Here is a 21523-nt window from a genome sequence, read left to right on the forward strand (position 1 = left end):
GTCGGACGACGGCACCGGCGCGGCGCAAGGCTATGGGCTTCGCGGGACTTTCGACAAGGGGTTAGGAAAGGGGCCGTAGAAACTCGCGACGCCTCGGCCCCGAGGTCGGCACGGATCGCGGGCACCGCCCGGGATGGTCCGGGGGCGGTACCGGGGCGGTCCAACACGTCGAAACGGCCCGCCAGTTGCTACTGACGGGCCGTCACGAGGCCGCTTACGGCGTCTTGTTCCACTCGGCGATCACGGGCCACCCGTGCTCCATGGACAACCGGCTGACCGTCCCGGTGGCCAGCTGGAACAGCCGGCCCTCGGCGGGCGGCAGCCCCAGGCGGCGGGCGGTGAGCACCCGCAGGAAGTGGGCGTGGGCCACGAGGACCACATCACCGTCGTCGCCCGCGAGGGCCTTGTCCACCGTGGCGAGCACCCGGTCGGCCCGGGCGCCGATCTCCTGGGGCGACTCGCCGGGGTGGCCCGCCGGGCCCGGAGGCACGCCGTCGGTCCACAGGTACCAGTCGGGGCGGGAGCGGTGGATCTCCACCGTGGTGATGCCCTCGTAGCCGCCGTAGTCCCATTCGTGCAGGTCGGGATCGGGTACGACCCCGGTGAGGCCGGCCAGCTCGGCCGTGCGTATCGCGCGGTTCAGCGGGCTGGCCAGTACCAGTGCGTAGGTCCGGCCGGTGAGCAGCGGGGCGAGGGACTTGGCCTGTTCCTCGCCGTGCTGGGTGAGGGGCAGGTCGGTCCAGCTGGTGTGCTGTCCCGACAGGCTCCACTCCGTCTCACCGTGGCGGACCAGAAGGAGGTCCCCCACCGTCGGTCACTCCTTCGCGGACTCGACCGCGTGGCCGCCGAACTGGTTGCGCAGGGCCGCGATCATCTTCATCTGCGGGGAGTCGTCCTGGCGGGACGCGAACCGCGCGAACAGGGAGGCGGTGATCGCCGGGAGCGGCACCGCGTTGTCGATGGCCGCCTCGACGGTCCAGCGGCCCTCGCCGGAGTCCTGCGCGAAGCCCTTCAGCTTGTCCAGGTGCTCGTCGTCCTCCAGGGCGTTGACCGCGAGGTCGAGCAGCCAGGAGCGGATGACGGTGCCGTCCTGCCAGGAGCGGAAGACCTCGCGGACGTTGTCCACCGACTTGACCTTCTCAAGAAGCTCCCAGCCCTCCGCATACGCCTGCATCATGGCGTACTCGATGCCGTTGTGGACCATCTTGGAGAAGTGCCCGGCGCCGACGCGGCCCGCGTGGACATAGCCGTACGGGCCCTCCGGCTTGAGCGCCTCGAAGATCGGGTGGAGCCGCTCGACGTGGTGCTTGTCGCCGCCGACCATCAGGGCGTACCCGTTCTGCAGGCCCCACACCCCGCCGGAGACACCGGCGTCGACGAAGCCGATGCCCTTGATGCCCAACTCGGCGGCGTGCTTCTCGTCGTCCGTCCAGCGGGAGTTGCCGCCGTCGACCACCGTGTCGCCCTCGGACAGCAGGTCCTTGAGCTCGTCGACGACGGACTGGGTGGCGGTGCCGGCCGGGACCATCACCCAGATCGTGCGTGGCGCGTCGAGCTTGTCGACCAGCTCCGCAAGGCTCTTGACGTCGGAGACGTCGGGGTTGCGGTCGTAGCCGATGACGGTGTGGCCCGCGCGGCGGATCCGCTCGCGCATGTTGCCGCCCATCTTGCCGAGACCGATGAGTCCGAGCTGCATGTCATTCACTTCCTAAGCGTGCGGTACGTCGAGACGAGAGCGCTGGTGGACGGATCGAGGCCGGGGACGTCCGCGCCCTCGGTCAGGGCGGGCTCGATGCGCTTGGCGAGGACCTTGCCGAGCTCCACGCCCCACTGGTCGAAGGAGTCGATGTTCCAGACGGCACCCTGGACGAACACCTTGTGCTCGTACAGCGCGATCAGCTGGCCGAGCACGGACGGGGTCAGTTCACGGGCCAGGATCGTCGTGGTCGGGTGGTTGCCCTGGAAGGTGCGGTGGGTGACCTGCTCCTCCGCGACGCCCTCCGCGCGGACCTCCTCCGCCGTCTTGCCGAAGGCCAGGGCCTGGGTCTGGGCGAAGAAGTTCGCCATCAGCAGGTCGTGCTGCGCCTTGAGTTCACCGCTCAGCTCGGCGACCGGCTCGGCGAAGCCGATGAAGTCCGCCGGGATCAGCTTCGTGCCCTGGTGGATCAACTGGTAGTAGGCGTGCTGCCCGTTGGTGCCGGGCGTGCCCCACACCACGGGACCCGTCTGCCAGTCCACCGGACGGCCGTCCCGGTCCACCGACTTGCCGTTGGACTCCATGTCCAGCTGCTGGAGGTAGGCCGTGAACTTGGAGAGGTAGTGCGAGTACGGCAGCACCGCGTGCGACTGGGCGTCGGAGAAGTTGCCGTACCAGATCCCCAGCAGGCCGAGCAGCAGGGGCGCGTTCGCCTCGGCGGGGGCGGTGCGGAAGTGCTCGTCGACCAGGTGGAAGCCGTCGAGCATCTCGCGGAAGCGGTCCGGGCCGATCGCGATCATCAGCGAGAGGCCGATGGCGGAGTCGTAGGAGTAGCGGCCGCCGACCCAGTCCCAGAACTCGAACATGTTGTCCGGGTCGATACCGAAGTCCGTGACCTTCTCGCCGTTCGTGGACAGGGCCACGAAGTGCCGGGCGACGGCCTTCTCGTCACCGTCGAGACCGTCCAGCAGCCACGTGCGCGCCGAGGTCGCGTTGGTGATCGTCTCGATCGTCGTGAACGTCTTCGAGGCGACGATGAACAGGGTCTCCGCCGGGTCCAGGTCCCGGGTCGCCTCGTGGAGGTCGGCGCCGTCCACGTTGGAGACGAAACGGAACGTCAACTCCCGGGCCGTGAAGGCCCGCAGGGCCTCGTAGGCCATCGCCGGGCCCAGGTCGGAGCCGCCGATGCCGATGTTGACGACGTTCCTGATGCGCTTGCCGGTGTGGCCGGTCCACTCGCCGGAGCGGACGCGGCCGGCGAAGCCGCTCATCTTGTCCAGGACCGCGTGCACCTGCGGTACGACGTTCTCGCCGTCGACCTCGACCACCGCGCCGCGCGGGGCGCGCAGGGCGGTGTGCAGGACCGCCCGCCGCTCGGTGATGTTGATCTTCTCGCCGCGGAACATCGCGTCCCGCAGGCCGAAGACGTCGGCGGCGGTGGCCAGTTCCTGGAGCAGGGCGAGGGTCTCGTCCGTGATCAGGTGCTTGCTGTAGTCGATGTACAGGTCGCCGACGCGTACGACGTACCGCTCGGCGCGTGCCGGGTCCGTCGCGAACAGCTCACGCAGGACCGGCAGTCCCTGGGCGCGGTGGTCCTCCAGGGCGGCCCACTCGGGCCGCCGGGTGAGCCGGGGGGTGTCAGACATCGGAAGCGGTCTCCTTGGTGCCCTCGCCGCGCAGGGCGATGGCGTACATCTCGTCGGCGTCGAGGCGGCGCAGCTCCTCGGCGATCAGTTCGGAGGTGGGCCGGACCTTCAGCGCGAGGGTGCGCGGCGGCTGGCCCGGCAGGGTCAGGGTGGCCAGCGGGCCCTCGGGGCGGTCGATGACGATCTCGCCGGTCGCGGTGCCGAGCCGTACCTTCGTGACGACCGGGCCGGGGGAGACCACGCGGTCCACCTTGACGGCCAGGCGGGCCTCCAGCCAGCGGGCGAGGAGTTCGGCGCTGGGGTTGTCCGCCTCGGCCTCGACGGCCGCCGAGGTCACGGCGACCCGGGCCTGGTCGAGGGCGGCCGCCAGCATGGACCGCCACAGGGTGAGCCGGGTCCAGGCGAGGTCGGTGTCGCCGGGCGCGTAGTTGCGGCCACGGGCCTCCAGGACCTCCATCGGCCGCTCGACGGCGTACAGGTCGGTGATCCGGCGCTGGGCGAGGGCGCCGAGCGGGTCCTTGGACGGGTTGTCCGGGGCCTCCACCGGCCACCACACGACCACGGGGGCGTCCGGCAGCAGCAGCGGGAGCACCACCGAGTCGGCGTGGTCGGAGACGTCGCCGTACGTCCGCAGCACGACCGTCTCGCCGGTGCCGGCCTCGGAGCCGACCCGGACCTCCGCGTCCAGGCGGGAGGAGGTGCGGTCGCGCAGGGTGCGCACATGCCGCTTGATGACGACCAGGGTGCGCGAGGGGTGCTCGTGCGAGGCCTCCTCGGCCGCCTTGATCGAGTCGTAGGCGTTCTCCTCGTCCGTGACGATCACCATCGTCAGGACCATGCCCACCGCAGGGGTTCCGATGGCGCGGCGACCCTGCACCAGCGCCTTGTTGATCTTGCTTGCCGTGGTGTCGGTCAGGTCGATCTTCATGGCCTGCGCCAGCTCCGTCCGTCTCGTGCGAGCATCTCGTCGGCTTCCTTCGGTCCCCAGCTGCCCGACTCGTACTGCGCGGGCTTGCCATGCTTCGCCCAGTACGTCTCGATCGGGTCGAGGATCTTCCAGGACTCTTCCACTTCCTGGTGACGGGGGAACAAATTGGCGTCACCGAGCAGCACATCCAGGATGAGCCGCTCGTACGCCTCGGGGCTGGACTCCGTGAACGACTCGCCGTACGCGAAGTCCATCGTCACGTCCCGGATCTCCATGGACGTGCCCGGCACCTTGGAGCCGAACCGGACGGTCATGCCCTCGTCGGGCTGGACGCGGATGACGATCGCGTTCGCGCCGAGTTCCTCGGTGGCCGTCGAGTCGAAGGGGGAGTGCGGGGCCCGCTGGAAGACCACGGCGATCTCGGTGACGCGGCGGCCGAGCCGCTTGCCGGTGCGCAGGTAGAAGGGGACGCCCGCCCAGCGGCGGTTGTCGATCTCGACCTTGACCGCGGCGTAGGTGTCGGTCTTCGACTTGCGGTCGATACCGTCCTCCTGGAGGTAGCCGATCACCTTCTCGCCGCCCTGCCAGCCCTCGGCGTACTGGCCCCGCACGGTGTGCCTGCCCAGGTCCTCCGGGAGCCGCACCGACTTCAGGACCTTCAGCTTCTCGGTGAGCAGCGCGTCCGCGTCGAACGCGATCGGCTCCTCCATGGCGGTCAGCGCCATCAGCTGGAGCAGGTGGTTCTGGATGACGTCACGGGCCGACCCGATGCCGTCGTAGTACCCCGCCCGGCCGCCGATGCCGATGTCCTCGGCCATGGTGATCTGCACATGGTCGACGTAGGAGCGGTTCCAGATCGGCTCGTACATCTGGTTGGCGAAGCGCAGCGCCAGGATGTTCTGGACGGTCTCCTTGCCCAGGTAGTGGTCGATGCGGAACACCTGGTCCGGGTCGAACACGTCGTGCACGACCCGGTTGAGGTCCTGCGCCGACTCCAGGTCGTGGCCGAACGGCTTCTCGATGACCGCCCGCCGCCAGGACCCGGCCGGCGGGGTGGCCAGGCCGACCTTCTTCAGCTGCTGCACGACCTTCGGGAAGAACTTCGGCGGCACCGAGAGGTAGAAGGCGAAGTTGCCGCCGGTGCCCCGGGAGCCGTCCAGCTCGTCGACGGCGGTCTTCAGCTGCTTGAACGCCGTGTCGTCGTCGAAGTCGCCGGGGATGAAGCGCATGCCCTCGGCGAGCTGCTGCCAGACCTCCTCGCGGAACGGGGTCCGGGCGTGCTCGCGCACCGCGTCGTGGACGACCTGGGCGAAGTCCTGGTCCTCCCAGTCCCGGCGGGCGAAGCCGACGAGCGAGAAGCCCGGCGGCAGCAGACCCCGGTTGGCCAGGTCGTAGACGGCCGGCATCAGCTTCTTGCGGGACAGGTCACCGGTCACCCCGAAGATGACCAGGCCGGACGGCCCGGCGACCATCGGCAGCCGCCGGTCGCCGGCGTCCCGCAACGGGTTGTCCCAGTCGGCGGCGGGCACCACCGGCACCCGCACCTCCTTTTCCTTCTTGCTCATCACGCGTCAACTCCCTTGCTGTTCAAGGACTTCGTGACGGCGTCCAGCAGCTCCTGCCAGGCCACCTCGAACTTGGCGACGCCCTCGTCCTCCAGCTTGCCCACGACCTCGTCGTAGGAGATGCCGAGCCGCTCGACGGCCGCCAGGTCGGCGCGGGCCTGGGCGTAGCCGCCGGTCACCGTGTCACCGCGGACGTCGCCGTGGTCGGCGGTGGCGTTCAGCGTCGCCTCCGGCATGGTGTTGACCGTGCCGGGCGCGACCAGCTCGTCGACGTAGAGGGTGTCCTTGTACGCCGGGTCCTTCACGCCGGTGGAGGCCCACAGCGGGCGCTGCTTGTTGGCCCTGGCACCGGCCAGCGCGGTCCAGCGCCCGCCGCCGAAGACCTCCTCGTAGGCCTCGTACGCGAGTCGCGCGTTCGCCAGCGCCGCCCGGCCCTTGAGAGCGAGCGCCTCGTCGGTGCCGAGGACCGTCAGCCGCTTGTCGATCTCGGCGTCGACGCGGGAGACGAAGAAGGAGGCCACCGAGTGGATCGTGGAGAGGTCCAGGCCCTTGGCGGCGGCCTGCTCCAGGCCGGCCAGGTAGGCGGCCATGACCTCGCGGTAGCGCTCGAGGGAGAAGATCAGCGTGACGTTGACGCTGATGCCGAGGCCGATCACCTCGGTGATCGCCGGCAGGCCCGCCCTGGTGGCCGGGATCTTGATCATCACGTTGGGGCGGTCCACCAGCCAGGCGAGCTGCTTGGCCTCGGCGACCGTGGCCGTCGTCTCGTGGGCCAGCCGGGGGTCGACCTCGATGGAGACCCGGCCGTCCCGGCCGTCCGTGGCGTCGTACACCGGGCGCAGCACGTCGGCGGCGGCCCGCACGTCCTGCGTGGTCATCATCCGCACGGCCTCCTCGACCGTGACGCCCCGCACGGCCAGGTCGGCGAGTTGCTCCTCGTACCCCTCGCCGGAGCCGATGGCGGCCTGGAAGATCGACGGGTTCGTGGTCACGCCCACGACGTTCCGGTCCGCGACGAGCCCGGCCAGGTTGCCGGTGCTGATCCGCTTGCGCGACAGGTCGTCCAGCCAGATCGAGACGCCCTCGTCGGAGAGACGCTTGAGTGCTCCCGCGGTGGCGGTTGCTTCGGTCACAGTGATCATCTTCCTCTACTGAACTGTTTCTGGCTGGTGGATCAGGCGGTACGGGCGGCGGCACGCGACTCGCGGGCCGCGGCGGCCACGTGCTCGGCGGTGAAGCCGAACTCGGCGAACAGGGTCTTGGCGTCGGCGGAGGCGCCGAAGTGCTCCAGGGAGACGATCCGGCCGGCGTCGCCGACGAACCGGTACCAGGTCAGGCCGATCCCGGCCTCGACGGCGACCCGCGCCTTCACGGCCGGCGGCAGGACGCTCTCGCGGTACTCGCGCGGCTGCTCCTCGAACCACTCCACGGACGGCATCGACACCACCCGGGTGCCGATCCCCTCGGCCTCCAGGAGGTCCCGCGCCCCGACGGCGAGGTGCACCTCGGAACCGGTGGCGATGACGATCACCTCCGGGGTCTCGGTCGACGACTCGCGCAGTACGTAGCCGCCCTTGGCCGCGTCCGGGTTCGGCGCGTACGTCGGCACGCCCTGCCGGGTCAGCGCGAGCCCGTGCGGGGCGGGGTGCGTGGCGTGCCTCTTCAGGATCTCGGCCCAGGCCGTCGCGGTCTCGTTGGCGTCGGCCGGGCGGACGACGTTCAGGCCCGGGATGGCGCGCAGCGAGGCAAGGTGCTCGACCGGCTGGTGGGTGGGGCCGTCCTCGCCGAGACCGATGGAGTCATGGGTCCAGACGTAGGTCACCGGGAGCTGCATGAGCGCGGCCATGCGGACGGCGTTGCGCATGTAGTCGGAGAACACCAGGAAGGTGCCGCCGTAGATCCGGGTGTTGCCGTGCAGCGCGATGCCGTTCATCTCGGCGGCCATCGAGAACTCGCGGATCCCGAAGTGGACGGTACGGCCGTACGGGTCGGCCTCGGGCAGCGGGTTGCCCTTCGGCAGGAAGGAGGACGTCTTGTCGATGGTGGTGTTGTTGGAGCCGGCGAGGTCGGCGGAGCCGCCCCACAGCTCGGGCAGCACCGGGCCGAGCGCCTGGAGGACCTTGCCGGAGGCGGCCCGGGTGGCGACGGACGTGCCCTCCTCGAAGACGGGGATCTCGGACTCCCAGCCCTCGGGGAGCTGACCGGCGACGACCCGGTCGAAGAGCTGCGCCTGCTCCGGCCGGGCGGTGCGCCACTCGGCGATGCGCTTGTCCCAGGCGGCGTGCGCCTCGGCGCCCCGGTCGAGCGCCCGGCGGGTGTGGGCCAGCACCTCGTCGGCGACCTCGAAGGTCCGCTCCGGGTCGAAGCCGAGGACGCGCTTGGTGGCGGCGACCTCGTCGGCGCCGAGCGCGGAGCCGTGGGAGGCCTCGGTGTTCCGCGCGTTCGGCGCGGGCCAGGCGATGATCGTGCGCATCGCGATGATCGACGGCCGCCCGGTCTCCGCCTGCGCCGCCTTCAGGGCCGCGTACAGGGCGTGAACATCGACGTCACCCTCGGTGGTCGGCTCGATGCGCTGGGTGTGCCAGCCGTAGGCCGCGTACCGCCCCAGCACGTCCTCCGAGAAGGCGGTCGCGGTGTCGCCCTCGATGGAGATGTGGTTGTCGTCGTAGAGGAAGACCAGGTTGCCGAGCTTCTGGTGGCCGGCCATCGAGGAGGCCTCGGCGGAGACGCCCTCCTCCAGGTCGCCGTCGGAGACGATCGCCCAGATCGTGTGGTCGAAGGGGGAGGTGCCCTCGGGGGCCTCCGGGTCGAAGAGGCCGCGCTCGTAGCGGGCGGCCATCGCCATGCCGACGGCGTTGGCGACACCCTGGCCGAGCGGGCCGGTGGTGGTCTCGACACCGGCCGTGTGGCCGTACTCCGGGTGACCGGGCGTCTTGGAGCCGTGCGTCCGGAAGGCCTTGAGGTCGTCCAGCTCCAGCTCGTACCCGGCGAGGAACAGCTGGGTGTAGAGGGTGAGCGAGGTGTGCCCGGGGGAGAGGACGAAACGGTCCCGGCCGGTCCACTCCGGGTCGGCCGGGTCGTGCCGCATCGCCTTCTGGAAGATCGTGTACGCGGCCGGGGCCAGGCTCATCGCGGTGCCGGGGTGCCCGTTGCCGACCTGCTGCACGGCGTCGGCCGCGAGCAGGCGCGCGGTGTCCACGGCACGCCGGTCCAGGTCGGTCCACTCGAAGCCGTCTGATGTCTGCGTGCTCATCTTCAAGAAGTCCTCGTTAGAAGCGTTCTGGCTGGCCTGACGCGTTCAAAACTAAAAGTCTGACTTTTGGGAGGGAAGGTTGGAGTGTGTCAGCCTGTGGTGAAAGTGGGACACGGATCTTCGACAGGGACGGCACGAGAAGGACATGGCGGACAGAACGCCCGAAGGGGCAGGCGACGGTGACGGAATCAGAACCTTCCCCTTCCCGGTGGATCTGAGCGTCGGCGGTGTCGGCATACAGGTCGGCCCGATGGGGACCGAGCGCATGTGGCACGCCGATGCCCCCCTGGAACGCGTCCACCGCATCGACTTCCACGTGGTCATGCTCTTCACCGAGGGCCCGGTCCGCCACATGATCGACTTCGCCGAGTACCAGGCACAAGCCGGTGACCTGCTGTGGATCCGGCCCGGGCAGGTGCACCGCTTCTCGCGGACCTGCGAGTACCGCGGAAGCGTCCTGACCATGCAGCCCGGCTTCCTGCCGAGGGCGATCGTGGAGGCGACCGGCCTCTACCGCTACGACCTGCCGCCTCTGCTCCGCCCCGACGCACCGCAGCTCACCGCGTTGCGGGCGTCGCTCGCCAACCTGCAACGCGAGTACGAGGACACCGCGACCCTCCCCCTGAGCCTGCACACCTCGGTCCTGCGGCACTCGCTCACGGCGCTCCTGCTGCGGCTCGCGCATCTCGCGGCCAGCTCGGCGGAGGCGGCCCGCCGCCAGGCCGATACGACTTTCACCCTTTTCAGGGACGCGGTGGAGGAGGACTTCGCCACCAACCACAGTGTCAGCGCCTACGCCGACGCCCTCGGCTACTCCCGCCGCACCCTGGTCCGCGCGGTCCGCGCCGCCACCGGGGAGACCCCGAAGGGATTCATCGACAAGCGGGTCGTCCTGGAGGCCAAACGCCTGCTGGCCCACACCGACCTCCCGATCGGCCGGGTGGGCGCGGCGATCGGCTTCCCGGACGCGGCGAACTTCTCCAAGTTCTTCCACCTGCACACGGGCCAGACGCCGGTGGCGTTCCGGGCGGAGCTGCGCTGACACGGCGACGGCGCCGGAGAGAACTCCGGCGCCGCGTGCTCGACTCCCGTGTCAGTGCCCGAAGTCGAACCAGTTCACGTTCACGAAGTCCGCCGGCTGGCCGCTGCTGAAGGTCAGGTAGACGTCGTGGGTGCCGGTCACCGCGCTGATGTTGGCCGGGACCGTCGTCCAGGTCTGCCAGCCGCCGGTGTTGCCGACGGAGAAGCTGCCGACGGGGGCGTTGGACGGGCTGTCCAGGCGTACCTGGACCAGGCCGCTCACGCCGGAGGCCGCGCCGCTCGCCACCCTCGCGTAGAACTGGGTGGCCGCCGTGGACCCGAAGTTGACGCCCTTGTACAGGGCCCAGTCGCCGTTGGCGACGTACCCGATGTCCTGGCCGCCGCCGGTGTCGGTGGTGGTCTCGGTGGTGACGCCGGACTGGCTGTCGTACGACTCGGCCTGGATCGCGCTGTAGGCGTCCCGGTTGCCGGTCGGCGGGGTGGTGGTACCGCTCCCACTGGACTGGAGCACCTGGACGTAGTCGACGACCATCGGGTGGCCGGACTCGGTGGCGCTGGTCGGGCCGCCGCCGAACGCGGCCGGGAAGCCGCCGCCCATCGCCACGTTCAGGATCACGAAGAAGCCGTGGTTGGTGGCGTTCGCCCAGGTGGTGGCGTCCACCTGACTGGCCGTCACCGTCTGGTAGTTGACGCCGTCCACGGAGAAGCGGATCGCCTCGGGGCTCACCGAGCGGTCCCACTCCATCGTGTAGGTGTGGAAGCCGGACTGGCAGGTGGTGTTGGGGCAGGCGGTGGAGTTGCCGATGCCGGTGGTCTCGTTGCAGGGGCCGCCGGGGCTGGTGCCGCAGTGCATGGTCGCCCAGACAGTGTTCAGACCCTGGACGTTCTCCATGATGTCCAGCTCGCCGACGCCCGGCCAGTTCTGGTAGTTGCCCCGGTAGGGCGCGCCCAGCATCCAGAACGCCGGCCAGTAGCCGAGGGCGGCGTTGCCGGTAACGTTCGGCATCTGGATCCGGGCCTCGACGCGCAGCTTGCCGCCGGCCGGGGGCTGGAAGTCGGTGCGGGTGGTCTCGATCCGGCCCGACGTCCAGTTGCCGGACGCGTCGCGGACCGGGGTGATCTTCAGGTTGCCGCTGCCGTCGAGGGCGACGTTGGCGGTGCTGGAGGTCATCGTCTCGACCTCGCCGGTGCCCCAGTTGGCGGGGCCGCCGGGGTAGGAGGTCCCGGTGTCGTACTGCCAGTTGGAGGTGGAGACGCCGGTGCCGGCGGTGCCGTTGAAGTCGTCGAGGAAGACCTGGCTCCAGCCGGACGGCACACCGGGTGCCGAGGCGCTGGCGGGGAGGGTCGCGGTCGTGGCGGCGACGGCCGCCAGACCGATCGTGGCGAGTACGGCGACGAGGGCACGGCGGAAGGAGCGCCGTCGTCTGTGGTGCGCAGGGGGTATACCGGAGGTTTCACTCATGGGGTGCCTCTCGGGTACGGAGTGGGGGTGCGCGGGATGCCTTCGAGAGCGCCGGGAGGCGTTGCTGAGAGCGCTCTCAAAGTGGGCCCAATGTGCTCTCCGTGCCTGCGGTCGTCAAGAGTTAAAACAAAGAATCTCCTTGATTCCCGGGGGAGTTCAGGCGGTGAAGGCGCCCAGGGGTCAGACCGCGCTGCCGGCCTTCCAGTCCGACCAGGACAGGTTCCAGCCGTTGAGGCCGTTGGAGGCCTCGACGGTCTTCTCGCCGGAGTTCTTGACGATCACCACGTCGCCGAGCATCGAGCTCTCGTAGAACTTGTAGCCGGCCACCGAGGAGTCGCTCGCGCCCTTGGCGTCGTGCAGGCCGACACAGCCGTGACTGGTGTTCTGGCTGCCGAACACCGAGGTGGACGCCCAGTAGTTGCCGTGCACGAAGGTGCCGGAGGTGGTCAGGCGCTGGGCGTGCGGGACGTCGGAGATGTCGTACTCGTCGCCGAGGCCGACCGTGGAGGACTCCATCCGGGTCTGCTTGAACCGCTCGCTGATCACCATGATCCCGGACCAGGTGGTGTGGTCGGAGTCGCCGCCCGAGACCGGGTAGCTGGCGTACGTGGCGCCGTCCCGCCTGACCACCATCTGCTTGGCCGACAGGTCGACCGTGGAGATCTGCTCCCGGCCGATGTGGAAGGTGACGTCCTTCGACTGCGTGCCGTAGACACCGTCCGTCCCCTCGACGTCCTTGAGCCGCAGACCGAGGGTGATCTTGGTGCCGGCCGCCCAGTAGGTCTCCGGGCGGAAGTCGAGCCGGGTGTCGCTGAACCAGTGCCCGACGATCTCGACCTCCGGCTCGGCCGTCACCGTGATCGCCTTCTGGACCGCCGCCCGGTCCGCGACCGCGTGCGTGAAGTTGATCGACACCGGCATGCCGACACCGGACGTGGAGTCCGCCTCCGGCGTGAAGTAGCCGAGGAAGGTCTCACCCGGGGACTTCGTGGTGAAGGTGGCCACCGTCTCGTCGGTCGCGCCCTGCGCCTTCGCCGTCACCGTGTACTTCGTGCCGGAGTACGGGTTCTTCGCCGACGTCCACTTCGTCTTCGCGTCGTCGAAGGTGCCCGACAGCGCCGAGCCGTCGTTGCCCGCGACGGTCACGGAGGCCAGCGTGCCGTCGGTCACCGTGACCTCGACCGGGCTGGTGAAGTCGGCCTTCCTGGTGCCGGAGACCGGGGTGACCGTGATCGTCGCCTTCTTGGTCGCGGACTTGACCGAGGCCGTCGCGCCCTTGCCGGCGGTGGCGGCCGAGGCGTCCGCGGAGGAACCGCATCCGGCCAGTGCGGCCCCCGCGGGCACCGCGCCGAGAGCGGCGAGGAGCCCGCGCCGGGTCCACCTCTGCGACTGCCGACCGGACCCGTTCGATATGTGCTGGACGCCCACGACACGCCTTCCTGACTGTCCACCTGTGTCAGGGCATCCTGCGCCGGTTGTATGGGTGGTTCCTTTGAATGGCGGGGATGATCCCTGAGATTCCGATGAGGAGCGCCGGGCGTCCGCGGGCGTCGCCTCGCGGAGGCGGAACGAGTCGACCGGAACCCCGGTTGTCCCCGCCTCCGTTCGTGAACAGAGTATGAACGCCCGACCGGCGGCCTGATTTTCCGGTGAGATCCCCCTCCCGGGATGGCTTTCCCACCTGTCCGATCGGAATAGTTCGGAACAGTGAGGAAGCAGTCCGCCGATCCCTCGCCGGAGGTAATCCGTGACCGACGTCCGCAAGCGGCAGAGCGTGGCCATCGTGGGAGCCGGAGCGGCGGGCACCCTCACCGCCGTCCAGCTCTGCGAGACGGCGCACCGCCGCCGGACCCCTCTCGACCTCGTCCTGATCGACCCGGCCCCGGAGGCGGGCCGGGGCACCGCCTACGCCACCCACGACCCCCGGCACCGCCTCAACGTGCCCGCCGGCAACATGAGCGCCTACCCGGACGACCCCGGGCACTTCCTCCGCTGGCTGTGCCGGCACGGCGAACCCGCCGTCACCGGCGCCGACTTCGCCACCCGCTACCGCTACGGCGCCTACCTCGCCGACACCCTCGGCCAGGCCCTCGTCCGCGCGCACGGCACGGTCGCGGTCCGCCGCATGCGCACCCGCGCGGAGTCCTGTACCGGCACCGCCGACGGCCGGGTGGAACTCCACCTCGCCGACGGGGAACCCCTGGTGGCGGACAGCGCGGTCCTGGCCACCGGCCCCGCCGGGACCACCGCCGGCTGGGCCCCGCCCGCCCTGCGCGCCTCGGACCGATTCGTCGGCACCCCGTGGGCGCCGGGTGCCCTGGATCCCGTACGGGACAGCCCCGAGGACGTCCTGCTGGTCGGCACCGGCCTGACCGCCGTCGATCTCGCCCTCACCCTCGACCGCCCCGGCCGTACCGTGCACGCCCTGTCCCGCAGCGGGCTGCTGCCCCAGCCGCACGCCCTCGGCCCGGCCGGCGCCATGCCCGCCCCGGAGGGCCTCGACGACACCTCGCTGGGCCGACTGCGCCGCGCCGTCTACCGCCATGTGAGCCGCTCGGTGCGCACCCACGGCGACTGGCGCCCGGGCCTGGACAGCCTGCGCCCGCACACCGCACGGCTGTGGCGCAGTCTCTCCCCGCAGGAGCGGGAGGAGTTCCTGGCCCGCGAGGGCGCCCTGTGGAACACCCACCGCCACCGGATGGCCCCCGCCACCGCCGAACACGTCTCCCGCGCCCGCACCGCGCGCCGCCTGCACGTCCACACCGGCACGGTCGCCCGCGTCACGGCCGCCGAATCCGGCGGTCTCGCCGTCGAGCTGTCCAACGGCCATGTGGTGGAGGCCGGCTGGGTGGTCGACTGCACCGGACCCGGCCGCCGTCTCGACACACCGTTGTGGCAGGCCCTGTTCACCGCCGGCCTCGCCGTTCCCGGACCGCTGGGCATGGGCGCCGCCACCCACGACGGACGGCTCCTCGACGCCCAGGGCCGCGCCGCGGTGCCCCTGTTCACGCTCGGTGCTCCGCGCCGGGGCGAGCTGTGGGAGACCACGGCGATCCCCGAGATCCGCGTCCAGGCCGCCGAGCTGGCCCAGCGGCTGCTGCCGCTGCCCGGGCGCAGGCGGGCGTCCCGGCGTCCCGTCGACGGCCACGGGCTGCCCCTGTCCACGCACGCCGAGGCGGCCGCCGCCTACCGCGGCGGTCTCGACCGGGTCCTCAAGGTGCGCTCCGGCGCCGAGGACGCGTTCGCCCGCGCGGTCGCCCTCGACCCCGGCTTCGCGCTCGGCCACGCGGCCCTGGCCCTGCTGGGGCACGAGTGCGCCGCCGCCGTCGACGTGCCCCGCGCCCTCGCCGACGCCCAGCGCTCGGCCCGCGAGCGTGCCGACGAACGCGAGCGGTCCTTCGTGGACGTGGTCACCCGCCGGGTGAGCGGTGACGACGGGGACGAGGCGCTCGTACGGCATCTGCGGGAGCACCCGGGGGACGCGCTGGCGCTCGCGGCGGCCGTGCCCACCATCGCGTTCTCCGGGGTGAGCGACCTGCAGGACGACGACGCCCTGCGGCTGCTCGACCTGACCTCGCCCGCGTACGACGGGCACTGGTTCCACACCTCGCTGCTGGCCTTCCTGCGCCAGGAGCAGGGCCGGCTGCACGAGGCGGGGGAGCTGGCCCACCGCGCGCTGGCCGACGAGCCCGCGTCCGGGCACGCGGTGCACGCCCTGGCGCACGTCCACTACGAGTCCGGGGCGCACGAGGCGGGCCGGGACTGGCTCGACGGCTGGGTCTCCGGGCGCGGGCGGGGCGCGGTGCACCGGGCGCACTTCTCCTGGCACATCGCCCTGCACGAACTCGCCCTCGACGACCCGGCCGCGGTCCGCCGCCGCTGGTTCGCCCAGCTCGCGCCGGGCCGGGTGCGCGGGATGCGGGCGCTGGTGGACTCCGGTTCGCTGCTGTGGCGGGCCCGGCTCAGCGACAGCTGGGACGGGTACCTGCCGGCGGCGGACGTCCTGGGCTCGGTGGCCCGGGAGGTGCTGGAGCGGCCGGCGACCGCGTTCACCGCGCTGCACGCGGCCGTCGCCCTCACCGCCGCCGGCGACCTGCCCGCGCTGCGCAGGCTGCGCGACCACGCGGCGGCCGCCGACCCGGTGCAGCGGGAGGTGATCGCGCCGCTGTGCGAGGCGTTCGCCGAACTCGTAGAGGAGCGCTTCCACGAGGCGGCCCGGGGGCTCGACGCCCTGCTGCCGGTGCTGCGCAGGGTCGGCGGCAGCGCGGCCCAACGGGAGGTCGTGGAGGAGACCTTGCTGTACGCCCTGGTCGCGGGCGGCCGCTGCGACGCCGCCCGGCGCCTCCTGGACGCCCGCCTCGACCGCAAACCGGCGCCCCGCGACCGGCGGTTGCGCGCGGCACTGCCCGCCTGAGCCGACGGCTCGGACCCGGTCCCCGTCCCCGCCGGACACCCGGCAGGGCGGGGACCGGTGCGTTTTGCCCGGATGCGGCTCCGCATCCCCGGACGAGAGGACGCCGGGTCCGTCTGTGATCATTCTGAGGCCGTGAAAGGGGAACCTCCGACCCCGGGATTCCCTCTCACGAGTCGAAACAGAGCGTTCACAGCGTGTGCATGGTCCTGGACGGATGGTCGCCGTCACCATCGGTCCAGCAGCACGCACCGCCGTCACACCGGGGGAACCCCTATGCCCAGCCGCCGCCGTTTCCTCACCGGGGCCGCCGCGGCGCCCGTCGCGCTCGCAGCGGTCACGGCGTGCGAGGACGGGGACGCGGCTCAGCCCGCCCGGCACACCGTCGAGCCGGCCGTGGCGGCACCCGCCGCGCGGACCCCGTCGAACCGGCTCAACTTCGTGGTGGTCCTCGCCGACGACCTCGGCTACGGCGAACTCGGCTCCTACGGCCAGCAGCTGATGCACACCCCGCGCCTGGACACCCTCGCCGCCGAGGGCCTGCGCTTCACCCAGGCCTACGCGGCCGCCCCGGTGTGCGCGCCCTCGCGCTGCTCACTCCTCACCGGCCTGCACAGCGGGCACGCGACCGTACGCACCAACCCCTGGGGGCCGGGCGGCCAGGGCGCCCTCACCGACCGGGACTTCACCTTCGCGGAGGCGCTCGGGGCGCTCGGCTACCGCACCGGCCTGATCGGCAAGTGGGGCTTCGGACCCAACGCCCCCGACCAGCCGAGCCACCCCAACTCCCGCGGCTTCGAGGAGTTCTACGGCTACCTCACCCACCACCACGCCCACGACTACTTCCCCGAGTACCTGTGGCACAACGGCACCCGCGAGGAGATCCCGGCCAACAAGGGCGGCGCCCAGCAGGTCTACGCCCCCGACCTGATCTCCGAACGCGCGCTCGGCTTCCTCCACACCCACCGCGACGAGCCGTTCCTGCTCTACCTCGCCCCGACCGTGCCGCACGCGCCCAGCAAGGACCCGCACCTCGGCGAGTACGCCGACCGCCCCTGGACCGGGCCCAACAGACGGCACGCCGCCCAGGTCACCACCTTGGACACCCTCGTCGGCGACATCACCGACAAGCTCACCGCGCTCGGCCTCGCCGACCGCACCGTCGTACTGGTCACCAGCGACAACGGACCGCACGAGGAGGCGGGCACCGACCCCGAACTCTTCGACGGCAACGGCCCGTTGCGCGGCTTCAAGCGGAACCTGTACGAGGGCGGCATCCGCGTCCCGCTCATCGCCTGGTCCCCGCGGCACGTCCCGACCGGCACCACGGACCGGCCCACCCCGCTCACCGACCTGCTGCCCACCCTCGCCGACCTCGCGGGCGCACCCGCCCCCACCGACGTCGACGGCCTCTCCATCGCCCCCCTCCTGCGCGGCTCCGCGCACCCGGCCCGCCACGACAGCCTGTACTTCTACCGCAACCACGCGGGCGTCACCGCGCGCCAGAACACCGTCGACCACGGCCGGGGCGACCGGGTCGCCGAGGCGCTGCGGCGCGGCGACCTCAAGGCGATCCGGTTCGCGCCGGGCCAGAGCCGGCGGGCCCCGGACGACCAGTGGGACGTGGAACTGTACGACCTCGCCCGGGACCCCGGCGAGGAGCACGACCTCGCCGCCGCCCGCCCCGCCCAGGCGGACGCCCTGGTGAAGCTGATGCGCGAGTCGTGGGCACCGGTGTACCCGCGCAAGCCCTTCGGCGTGACCCTCGAAGTCACCGGCGGTGGGGCCGAGTTCACGGTCACCGCGACGCTCGCCAACGGCTCCGCCCGGCCCTGGAACGCCGCCCGGCTGACCCTCGACGTCCCGAGCGGCTGGGTGGTGCACGCCCGGGACGCGGCCACCACGGCCCGCCTGGACGCGGGCGAACACCTCACGGCTCACTGGCAGCTCACCCGCCCCCAGGTCTCCACCGTCACGACGCTCACCTGCCGGGGCACGGCCCACCACGCGGACGACGAGGTGACGTACACGGCGACGGCGACGCTCGGCTGACCTCGCGTCTCCGTCAGGGCACCGGTTCGATCACGTGTCGGAAACGGCTCCCGTCGGCCGTCGGCCGGCGGGGCAGCCTGAGGGCATGGGGGACGACAGACCGCGGGACCATCGGCTCGAGCGGACCGTGCGCCGTGGCGGACCGGGCCCGCTCATACCGGAACACCGGACGGCCAGGGGGAGTTCGCTCGGGAAGGGCGGGGTCGCGGGCGGTCTGTGGAACTGCTGCCTGGCCGTGCTGGTGGCCGCTCTGCTGGTGGTGTGCGGCTGCTGGGTGTGGGTCGGTGCCATCGCGCCCGCCCACTACCGGCAGCAGGCCCGCGACGCCATGCGGACCTCCGCCGCCGAGACCGCGATCCGGCTGCGGAAGTCCGCTGCCGACGGCACCCTGCTCGGCACCGAGATCGACCGTGACGTCATCAGCGGCGGCCCGACGACGAGCGGCGCCAAGGGGGTGTACCGGCAGGGTCGTACCGTCACGGTGATCGCCGAGTTCACCGGCATCGCACCGGCGGCGATCATGGGGACCACCGAGGTCACCGGCTGCTACGAGTTCGACGTCCGGCCACCCGCCGTCTCGATGCGCGGGGTTTCCGACCAGAGCTGCCGCGACCTGGCCGCTCAGGTGTACCGGCCGCCGGCCGAGGTCGCCGCCGACGTGGTCGCCGAACTGCGTGCCGCCTTCGGCCGGGGCGGCCCGGCGGCTGCCTCCGACGCCGAGGTGTGGTCGACCCGGGGTATCCGACTGACGGCGAGGAAGACGGCCGGAGGCCTGCTGACCGCCCGCGCCCTGCTGCTGAGGGCCGGAGCCGCCGGGCCGGACTGCTACGAGTTCCGGGCCCGCGCCGGGTCCGTGACCGCCAGGAAGCTGAGCCGCCAGGCCTGTTACGACTCCGTCTGACCCCGGACATGCGCCGGCACCGCCCACCACTGGTCCGGCAGGTCCACGACCGGGGCGTCCGGACCGGTGTCCAGGTAGCGGGCGAGACGCAGCAGGTACGCCGCGATGCCCGCCGCGCCCTGCATCCATGCCGTGCCCGGCGGCAGCAGCGGGGTGTCGATGCGGTGCTCCACGAACCGCCAGCGGGCGCCCGCCCCGTCCCTGACCGCCCGCTCCACCAGCGCGTCACCCATCCGCACCGCGGCGCCGGCCAGCGTGTTCGCCCTCGGCGTCCCCGCGCAGTCCTGGGCCGCGTCCAGGAGGATGTCCCCGACGCCCGCGGTGCCGCAGCAGCGGCCGTCGTTGTCCCAGAAACCGGGGCGCAGGCGCTCCGGGACCCCCGAGGCGAGGACCGAGGTCAGGCAGCGCTGTCGCAACGCGTCGACGTCGTACCCCGCCACCTCGGTCACGCCCGCGTGGGCGAGCGCCGCGAACAAGTGCGAGGTGCCCGCCGGGCCGTGGCACCACGTGTACGTGACCGGTTCCACCTCCCGTGTCGACGGCGGGATCGTGTGCGGGACGACGAAGCCGTCGTCCGTCGGCGAGCCCACGGACAGTACGTGTCGGGCCCCTTCCACGGCGGCCGCGACGAAGTCCTCCCGGTGCAGCGCCGCACCCGCCACCGCCAGCGCTGTAGCCACCCCGGCGGTGCCGTGCGAGTAGTTCGGGTATCGCCTCTGCGTGCTCGGCGCGATCCCCCAGTCCAGGCCCGCCGCCGTACGGTCCGCCGCGCCCAGCAGAGCCTCGCAGCCCGTTGTCGCGATCGCCTCCGCGTGCTCGCCGCCCGCCCAGACCGCTGTCAGCACCACGCCCGCGCTGCCCATGATGATGTCATTGAGGGGCGTGTCGGAGCCCGGTTCGAAGGCGATGGTGGACTTCCAGCCCTCCGGGGTCGCCAGCTCCGCCAGCCGCCGCAGCGCGACCGACTCCCGGCCCGGGGCGAGGAGCCGGAGCGCCACCGCGTAGCCCGCCAGACCGTCGGCGTACAGCGCCGGTTCCGTCCGGCCCGGCGCGACCGCCGACAGTCTGCTCACGATGCCGTTCGCGAGGGCCCGTTCCCGGTCGCTCGGCTCCCGGTACCGCGCGATCTCCGCCAGCACCGGGGCGAGTCCGGCTGTCCCGGAGTACAGCGAGTCGCGGTCCTTCGCGGGGGCCGGGTCCGGGTCGTTCTCCGGCACGTTCTCCGGCAGCCACGGGCCGTCGTCCTCCCGCACCTGATCCAGCACCCACGACCAGGCAGCCTCGCCCAGCTCCCGATACGTCGCACTCGTCGTCACCCGGTCACGCTACCCGGCCTGTTCCGGCCGTTCCGGCCGCCAGCCCAGCGCCCGGGAGATCCCGCGGGCCGCCAGCCGTACCGCCGGGAGCAGCGCCGGTACCTGGGCGTCGGTCTGGGGCACCACCACCGAGACGGCCGCGACCACCCGCCCCGCCGACCCGCGCACCGGAGCCGCCACCGACAGCGCGTCGTCGGTCACCTGACGGCTGCTCACCGCGGCACCCGTGCGCCGCACTTCGGCCAGCGAGCGGCGCAACCGGCCCGGATCCGTGATGGTGTACGTCGTGAAGGCGGCCAACGGCCCCGCGCAGTACTCCTGTTGGAACCCGGGCGCTTCGTGTGCGAGCAGGGCGAGGCCCACCCCCGTCGCGTGCAGCGGCCAGCGGGCGCCCACCCGGATGTGCACGCCCACCGCCGAACGCCCCGACAGCCACTCGATGTAGACGACCTCGGACCCGTCCCGCACCGCCAACTGCACGTTCTCATGGGTCGCTTCGTACAGGTCCTCCAGGTACGGCAGCGCGATCTGGCGCAGCGCGAGCCCCCGGGGTGCCAGCGCGGCCAGCTCCCAGAGCCGCAGCCCCACATGGTAGAAACCGTCCGCGTCCCGCTCCAGCGCGCCCCAGGCGGTGAGCGCGCCGACCAGGCGGTGCGCGGTGGTCAGGGAGAGGCCGGCCCGGCGGCTGATGCCGCTGAGGCTGAGGGCCGGATGCCCGTGGTCGAACGCGGCCAGCACCGCCAGCAGCCGGTCGGGCGCGGAGCGGGCGGCGGCGGTCATGGCCGGTCGGCGACGCGCAGCAGCAGATGGTGGAGCGTCCGGCGCTCGGTGGGGTCGAGCGGGCCCAGCAGATCGTTCGTGACCCGCTGGCCCGCCTCGTCGGTGTCCCGCAGGAAGGCGCCGCCGGCCTCGGTGAGGACGACGATCCGGCTGCGGCGGTCGTCGGGGGAGGGGCGCCGCTCGGCGAAGCCCAGCTTCTCCAGGTCGTCGACCAGGCCGACGATCGCGCTCGGGTCGTAGCCGAGCCGGGTGCTCAGCTCCCGCTGGAGGGCGCCCTCCGAGGTGGCGAGGAAACGCAGCACCGCGTAGTGGCGCAGCCGCACCCCCGACTCCTGCAGGAACGTGTTGAAGAGCTGCCCCGAGCGCAGACCCAGGCGGTACAGCAGATAGCCCGTGTCCGCGTGCAGCCCGCGCATCCACGGCTCGTCCGCGTCGATCGAGGTCGGGTTCTCGGTGTGCTGGCGGGTGATGG

General features: G+C 72.0%; 16 protein-coding genes. 4 read left to right on the forward strand and 12 right to left on the reverse strand.

Annotated elements, in window-relative coordinates; genetic code table 11:
- Positions 1 to 214 precede the first annotated feature (214 nt).
- The 7 genes from ACFWXC_RS07055 to tkt are packed head-to-tail and all read right to left on the reverse strand — an operon-like array spanning position 215 to position 9088.
- Positions 215 to 808 (reverse strand): histidine phosphatase family protein, encoded by a 594-nt coding sequence (locus tag ACFWXC_RS07055; protein ID WP_384474307.1) that lies wholly within the window; start codon positions 806 to 808, stop codon positions 215 to 217.
- 6 nt (positions 809 to 814) lie between these two features.
- Positions 815 to 1696: a phosphogluconate dehydrogenase (NAD(+)-dependent, decarboxylating) gene (gene gnd, locus ACFWXC_RS07060; protein ID WP_384474310.1), complete on the reverse strand. Its 882-nt coding sequence runs from the start codon at positions 1694 to 1696 to the stop codon at positions 815 to 817.
- A 5-nt stretch (positions 1697 to 1701) separates the two neighbouring features.
- A complete protein-coding gene (gene pgi / locus ACFWXC_RS07065) occupies positions 1702 to 3342 on the reverse strand; it encodes a glucose-6-phosphate isomerase (RefSeq protein WP_384474313.1) in 1641 nt (546 codons plus the stop codon).
- Positions 3335 to 4270, reverse strand: coding sequence for a glucose-6-phosphate dehydrogenase assembly protein OpcA (opcA, locus tag ACFWXC_RS07070; protein WP_384474316.1), 936 nt, complete (start codon positions 4268 to 4270; stop codon positions 3335 to 3337). The genes pgi and opcA overlap by 8 nt, the downstream gene beginning before the upstream one ends.
- Positions 4267 to 5835 (reverse strand): glucose-6-phosphate dehydrogenase, encoded by a 1569-nt coding sequence (zwf, locus tag ACFWXC_RS07075; RefSeq protein ID WP_384474319.1) that lies wholly within the window; start codon positions 5833 to 5835, stop codon positions 4267 to 4269. The genes opcA and zwf overlap by 4 nt, the downstream gene beginning before the upstream one ends.
- On the reverse strand, positions 5835 to 6977 hold the full coding sequence (gene tal, locus ACFWXC_RS07080) for a transaldolase (RefSeq protein WP_384474322.1): 1143 nt from the start codon (positions 6975 to 6977) through the stop codon (positions 5835 to 5837). Before tal ends, zwf begins: the two co-directional genes overlap by 1 nt.
- A 32-nt stretch (positions 6978 to 7009) precedes the next feature.
- On the reverse strand, positions 7010 to 9088 hold the full coding sequence (gene tkt / locus ACFWXC_RS07085; RefSeq protein WP_384474325.1) for a transketolase: 2079 nt from the start codon (positions 9086 to 9088) through the stop codon (positions 7010 to 7012).
- A 145-nt stretch (positions 9089 to 9233) separates the two neighbouring features.
- Between tkt and ACFWXC_RS07090 the strand changes: the two genes are divergently transcribed.
- On the forward strand, positions 9234 to 10130 hold the full coding sequence (locus tag ACFWXC_RS07090) for an AraC family transcriptional regulator (RefSeq protein WP_351730680.1): 897 nt from the start codon (positions 9234 to 9236) through the stop codon (positions 10128 to 10130).
- Positions 10131 to 10181: 51 nt separating this feature from the next.
- On the opposite strand, the gene ACFWXC_RS07095 is transcribed toward ACFWXC_RS07090, so the two are convergent.
- Positions 10182 to 11591: a glycoside hydrolase family 16 protein gene (locus ACFWXC_RS07095; RefSeq protein ID WP_384474330.1), complete on the reverse strand. Its 1410-nt coding sequence runs from the start codon at positions 11589 to 11591 to the stop codon at positions 10182 to 10184.
- A 180-nt stretch (positions 11592 to 11771) separates the two neighbouring features.
- On the reverse strand, positions 11772 to 13019 hold the full coding sequence (locus tag ACFWXC_RS07100) for an Ig-like domain-containing protein (protein ID WP_384474333.1): 1248 nt from the start codon (positions 13017 to 13019) through the stop codon (positions 11772 to 11774).
- Positions 13020 to 13338: 319 nt separating this feature from the next.
- On the opposite strand from ACFWXC_RS07100, the gene ACFWXC_RS07105 reads away from it, so the two are divergent.
- The 3 genes from ACFWXC_RS07105 (at position 13339) to ACFWXC_RS07115 (ending at position 18955) form a co-directional block, all read left to right on the forward strand.
- Positions 13339 to 16005 carry an FAD/NAD(P)-binding protein gene (locus ACFWXC_RS07105; protein WP_384474336.1) on the forward strand — a complete coding sequence of 889 codons (2667 nt, stop codon included), beginning with the start codon at positions 13339 to 13341 and terminating at the stop codon, positions 16003 to 16005.
- 273 nt (positions 16006 to 16278) lie between these two features.
- Positions 16279 to 18054: a sulfatase-like hydrolase/transferase gene (locus tag ACFWXC_RS07110; RefSeq protein WP_384474339.1), complete on the forward strand. Its 1776-nt coding sequence runs from the start codon at positions 16279 to 16281 to the stop codon at positions 18052 to 18054.
- An 85-nt stretch (positions 18055 to 18139) separates the two neighbouring features.
- Positions 18140 to 18955, forward strand: a complete 816-nt coding sequence (locus tag ACFWXC_RS07115) for a hypothetical protein (RefSeq protein WP_384474342.1) — start codon at positions 18140 to 18142, stop codon at positions 18953 to 18955.
- Here the strand turns inward: ACFWXC_RS07115 and ACFWXC_RS07120 are convergent.
- Genes ACFWXC_RS07120 through ACFWXC_RS07130 form a run of 3 tightly spaced genes read right to left on the reverse strand, consistent with a single transcriptional unit; the run spans position 18940 to position 21467 of the window.
- Positions 18940 to 20271 carry a lanthionine synthetase LanC family protein gene (locus tag ACFWXC_RS07120; RefSeq protein WP_384474345.1) on the reverse strand — a complete coding sequence of 444 codons (1332 nt, stop codon included), beginning with the start codon at positions 20269 to 20271 and terminating at the stop codon, positions 18940 to 18942. The genes ACFWXC_RS07115 and ACFWXC_RS07120 overlap by 16 nt on opposite strands.
- A gap of 9 nt (positions 20272 to 20280) precedes the next feature.
- Positions 20281 to 21051 (reverse strand): IclR family transcriptional regulator, encoded by a 771-nt coding sequence (locus tag ACFWXC_RS07125; RefSeq protein WP_384474347.1) that lies wholly within the window; start codon positions 21049 to 21051, stop codon positions 20281 to 20283.
- Entirely contained in the window at positions 21048 to 21467 is a 420-nt protein-coding gene (locus ACFWXC_RS07130) for a MarR family winged helix-turn-helix transcriptional regulator (protein ID WP_384474879.1), read from the reverse strand. Before ACFWXC_RS07130 ends, ACFWXC_RS07125 begins: the two co-directional genes overlap by 4 nt.
- Positions 21468 to 21523 lie beyond the last annotated feature (56 nt).

The organism is Streptomyces sp. NPDC058683, assembly GCF_042716195.1.
Classification (GTDB): Bacteria; Actinomycetota; Actinomycetes; order Streptomycetales; family Streptomycetaceae; genus Streptomyces.

Excerpts from the sequence above, each read along its gene's own strand:
- zwf (WP_384474319.1), bottom strand. The coding sequence starts at position 5,835 with ATGAGCAAGAAGGAAAAGGAGGTGCGGGTGCCGGTGGTGCCCGCCGCC.
- opcA (WP_384474316.1), bottom strand. The coding sequence starts at position 4,270 with ATGAAGATCGACCTGACCGACACCACGGCAAGCAAGATCAACAAGGCG.
- ACFWXC_RS07110 (WP_384474339.1), top strand. The coding sequence starts at position 16,279 with ATGCCCAGCCGCCGCCGTTTCCTCACCGGGGCCGCCGCGGCGCCCGTC.
- ACFWXC_RS07115 (WP_384474342.1), top strand. The coding sequence starts at position 18,140 with ATGGGGGACGACAGACCGCGGGACCATCGGCTCGAGCGGACCGTGCGC.
- gnd (WP_384474310.1), bottom strand. The coding sequence starts at position 1,696 with ATGCAGCTCGGACTCATCGGTCTCGGCAAGATGGGCGGCAACATGCGC.
- ACFWXC_RS07125 (WP_384474347.1), bottom strand. The coding sequence starts at position 21,051 with ATGACCGCCGCCGCCCGCTCCGCGCCCGACCGGCTGCTGGCGGTGCTG.
- ACFWXC_RS07130 (WP_384474879.1), bottom strand. The coding sequence starts at position 21,467 with ATGCGCGGGCTGCACGCGGACACGGGCTATCTGCTGTACCGCCTGGGT.
- tkt (WP_384474325.1), bottom strand. The coding sequence starts at position 9,088 with ATGAGCACGCAGACATCAGACGGCTTCGAGTGGACCGACCTGGACCGG.
- tal (WP_384474322.1), bottom strand. The coding sequence starts at position 6,977 with ATGATCACTGTGACCGAAGCAACCGCCACCGCGGGAGCACTCAAGCGT.
- pgi (WP_384474313.1), bottom strand. The coding sequence starts at position 3,342 with ATGTCTGACACCCCCCGGCTCACCCGGCGGCCCGAGTGGGCCGCCCTG.
- ACFWXC_RS07090 (WP_351730680.1), top strand. The coding sequence starts at position 9,234 with ATGGCGGACAGAACGCCCGAAGGGGCAGGCGACGGTGACGGAATCAGA.
- ACFWXC_RS07095 (WP_384474330.1), bottom strand. The coding sequence starts at position 11,591 with ATGAGTGAAACCTCCGGTATACCCCCTGCGCACCACAGACGACGGCGC.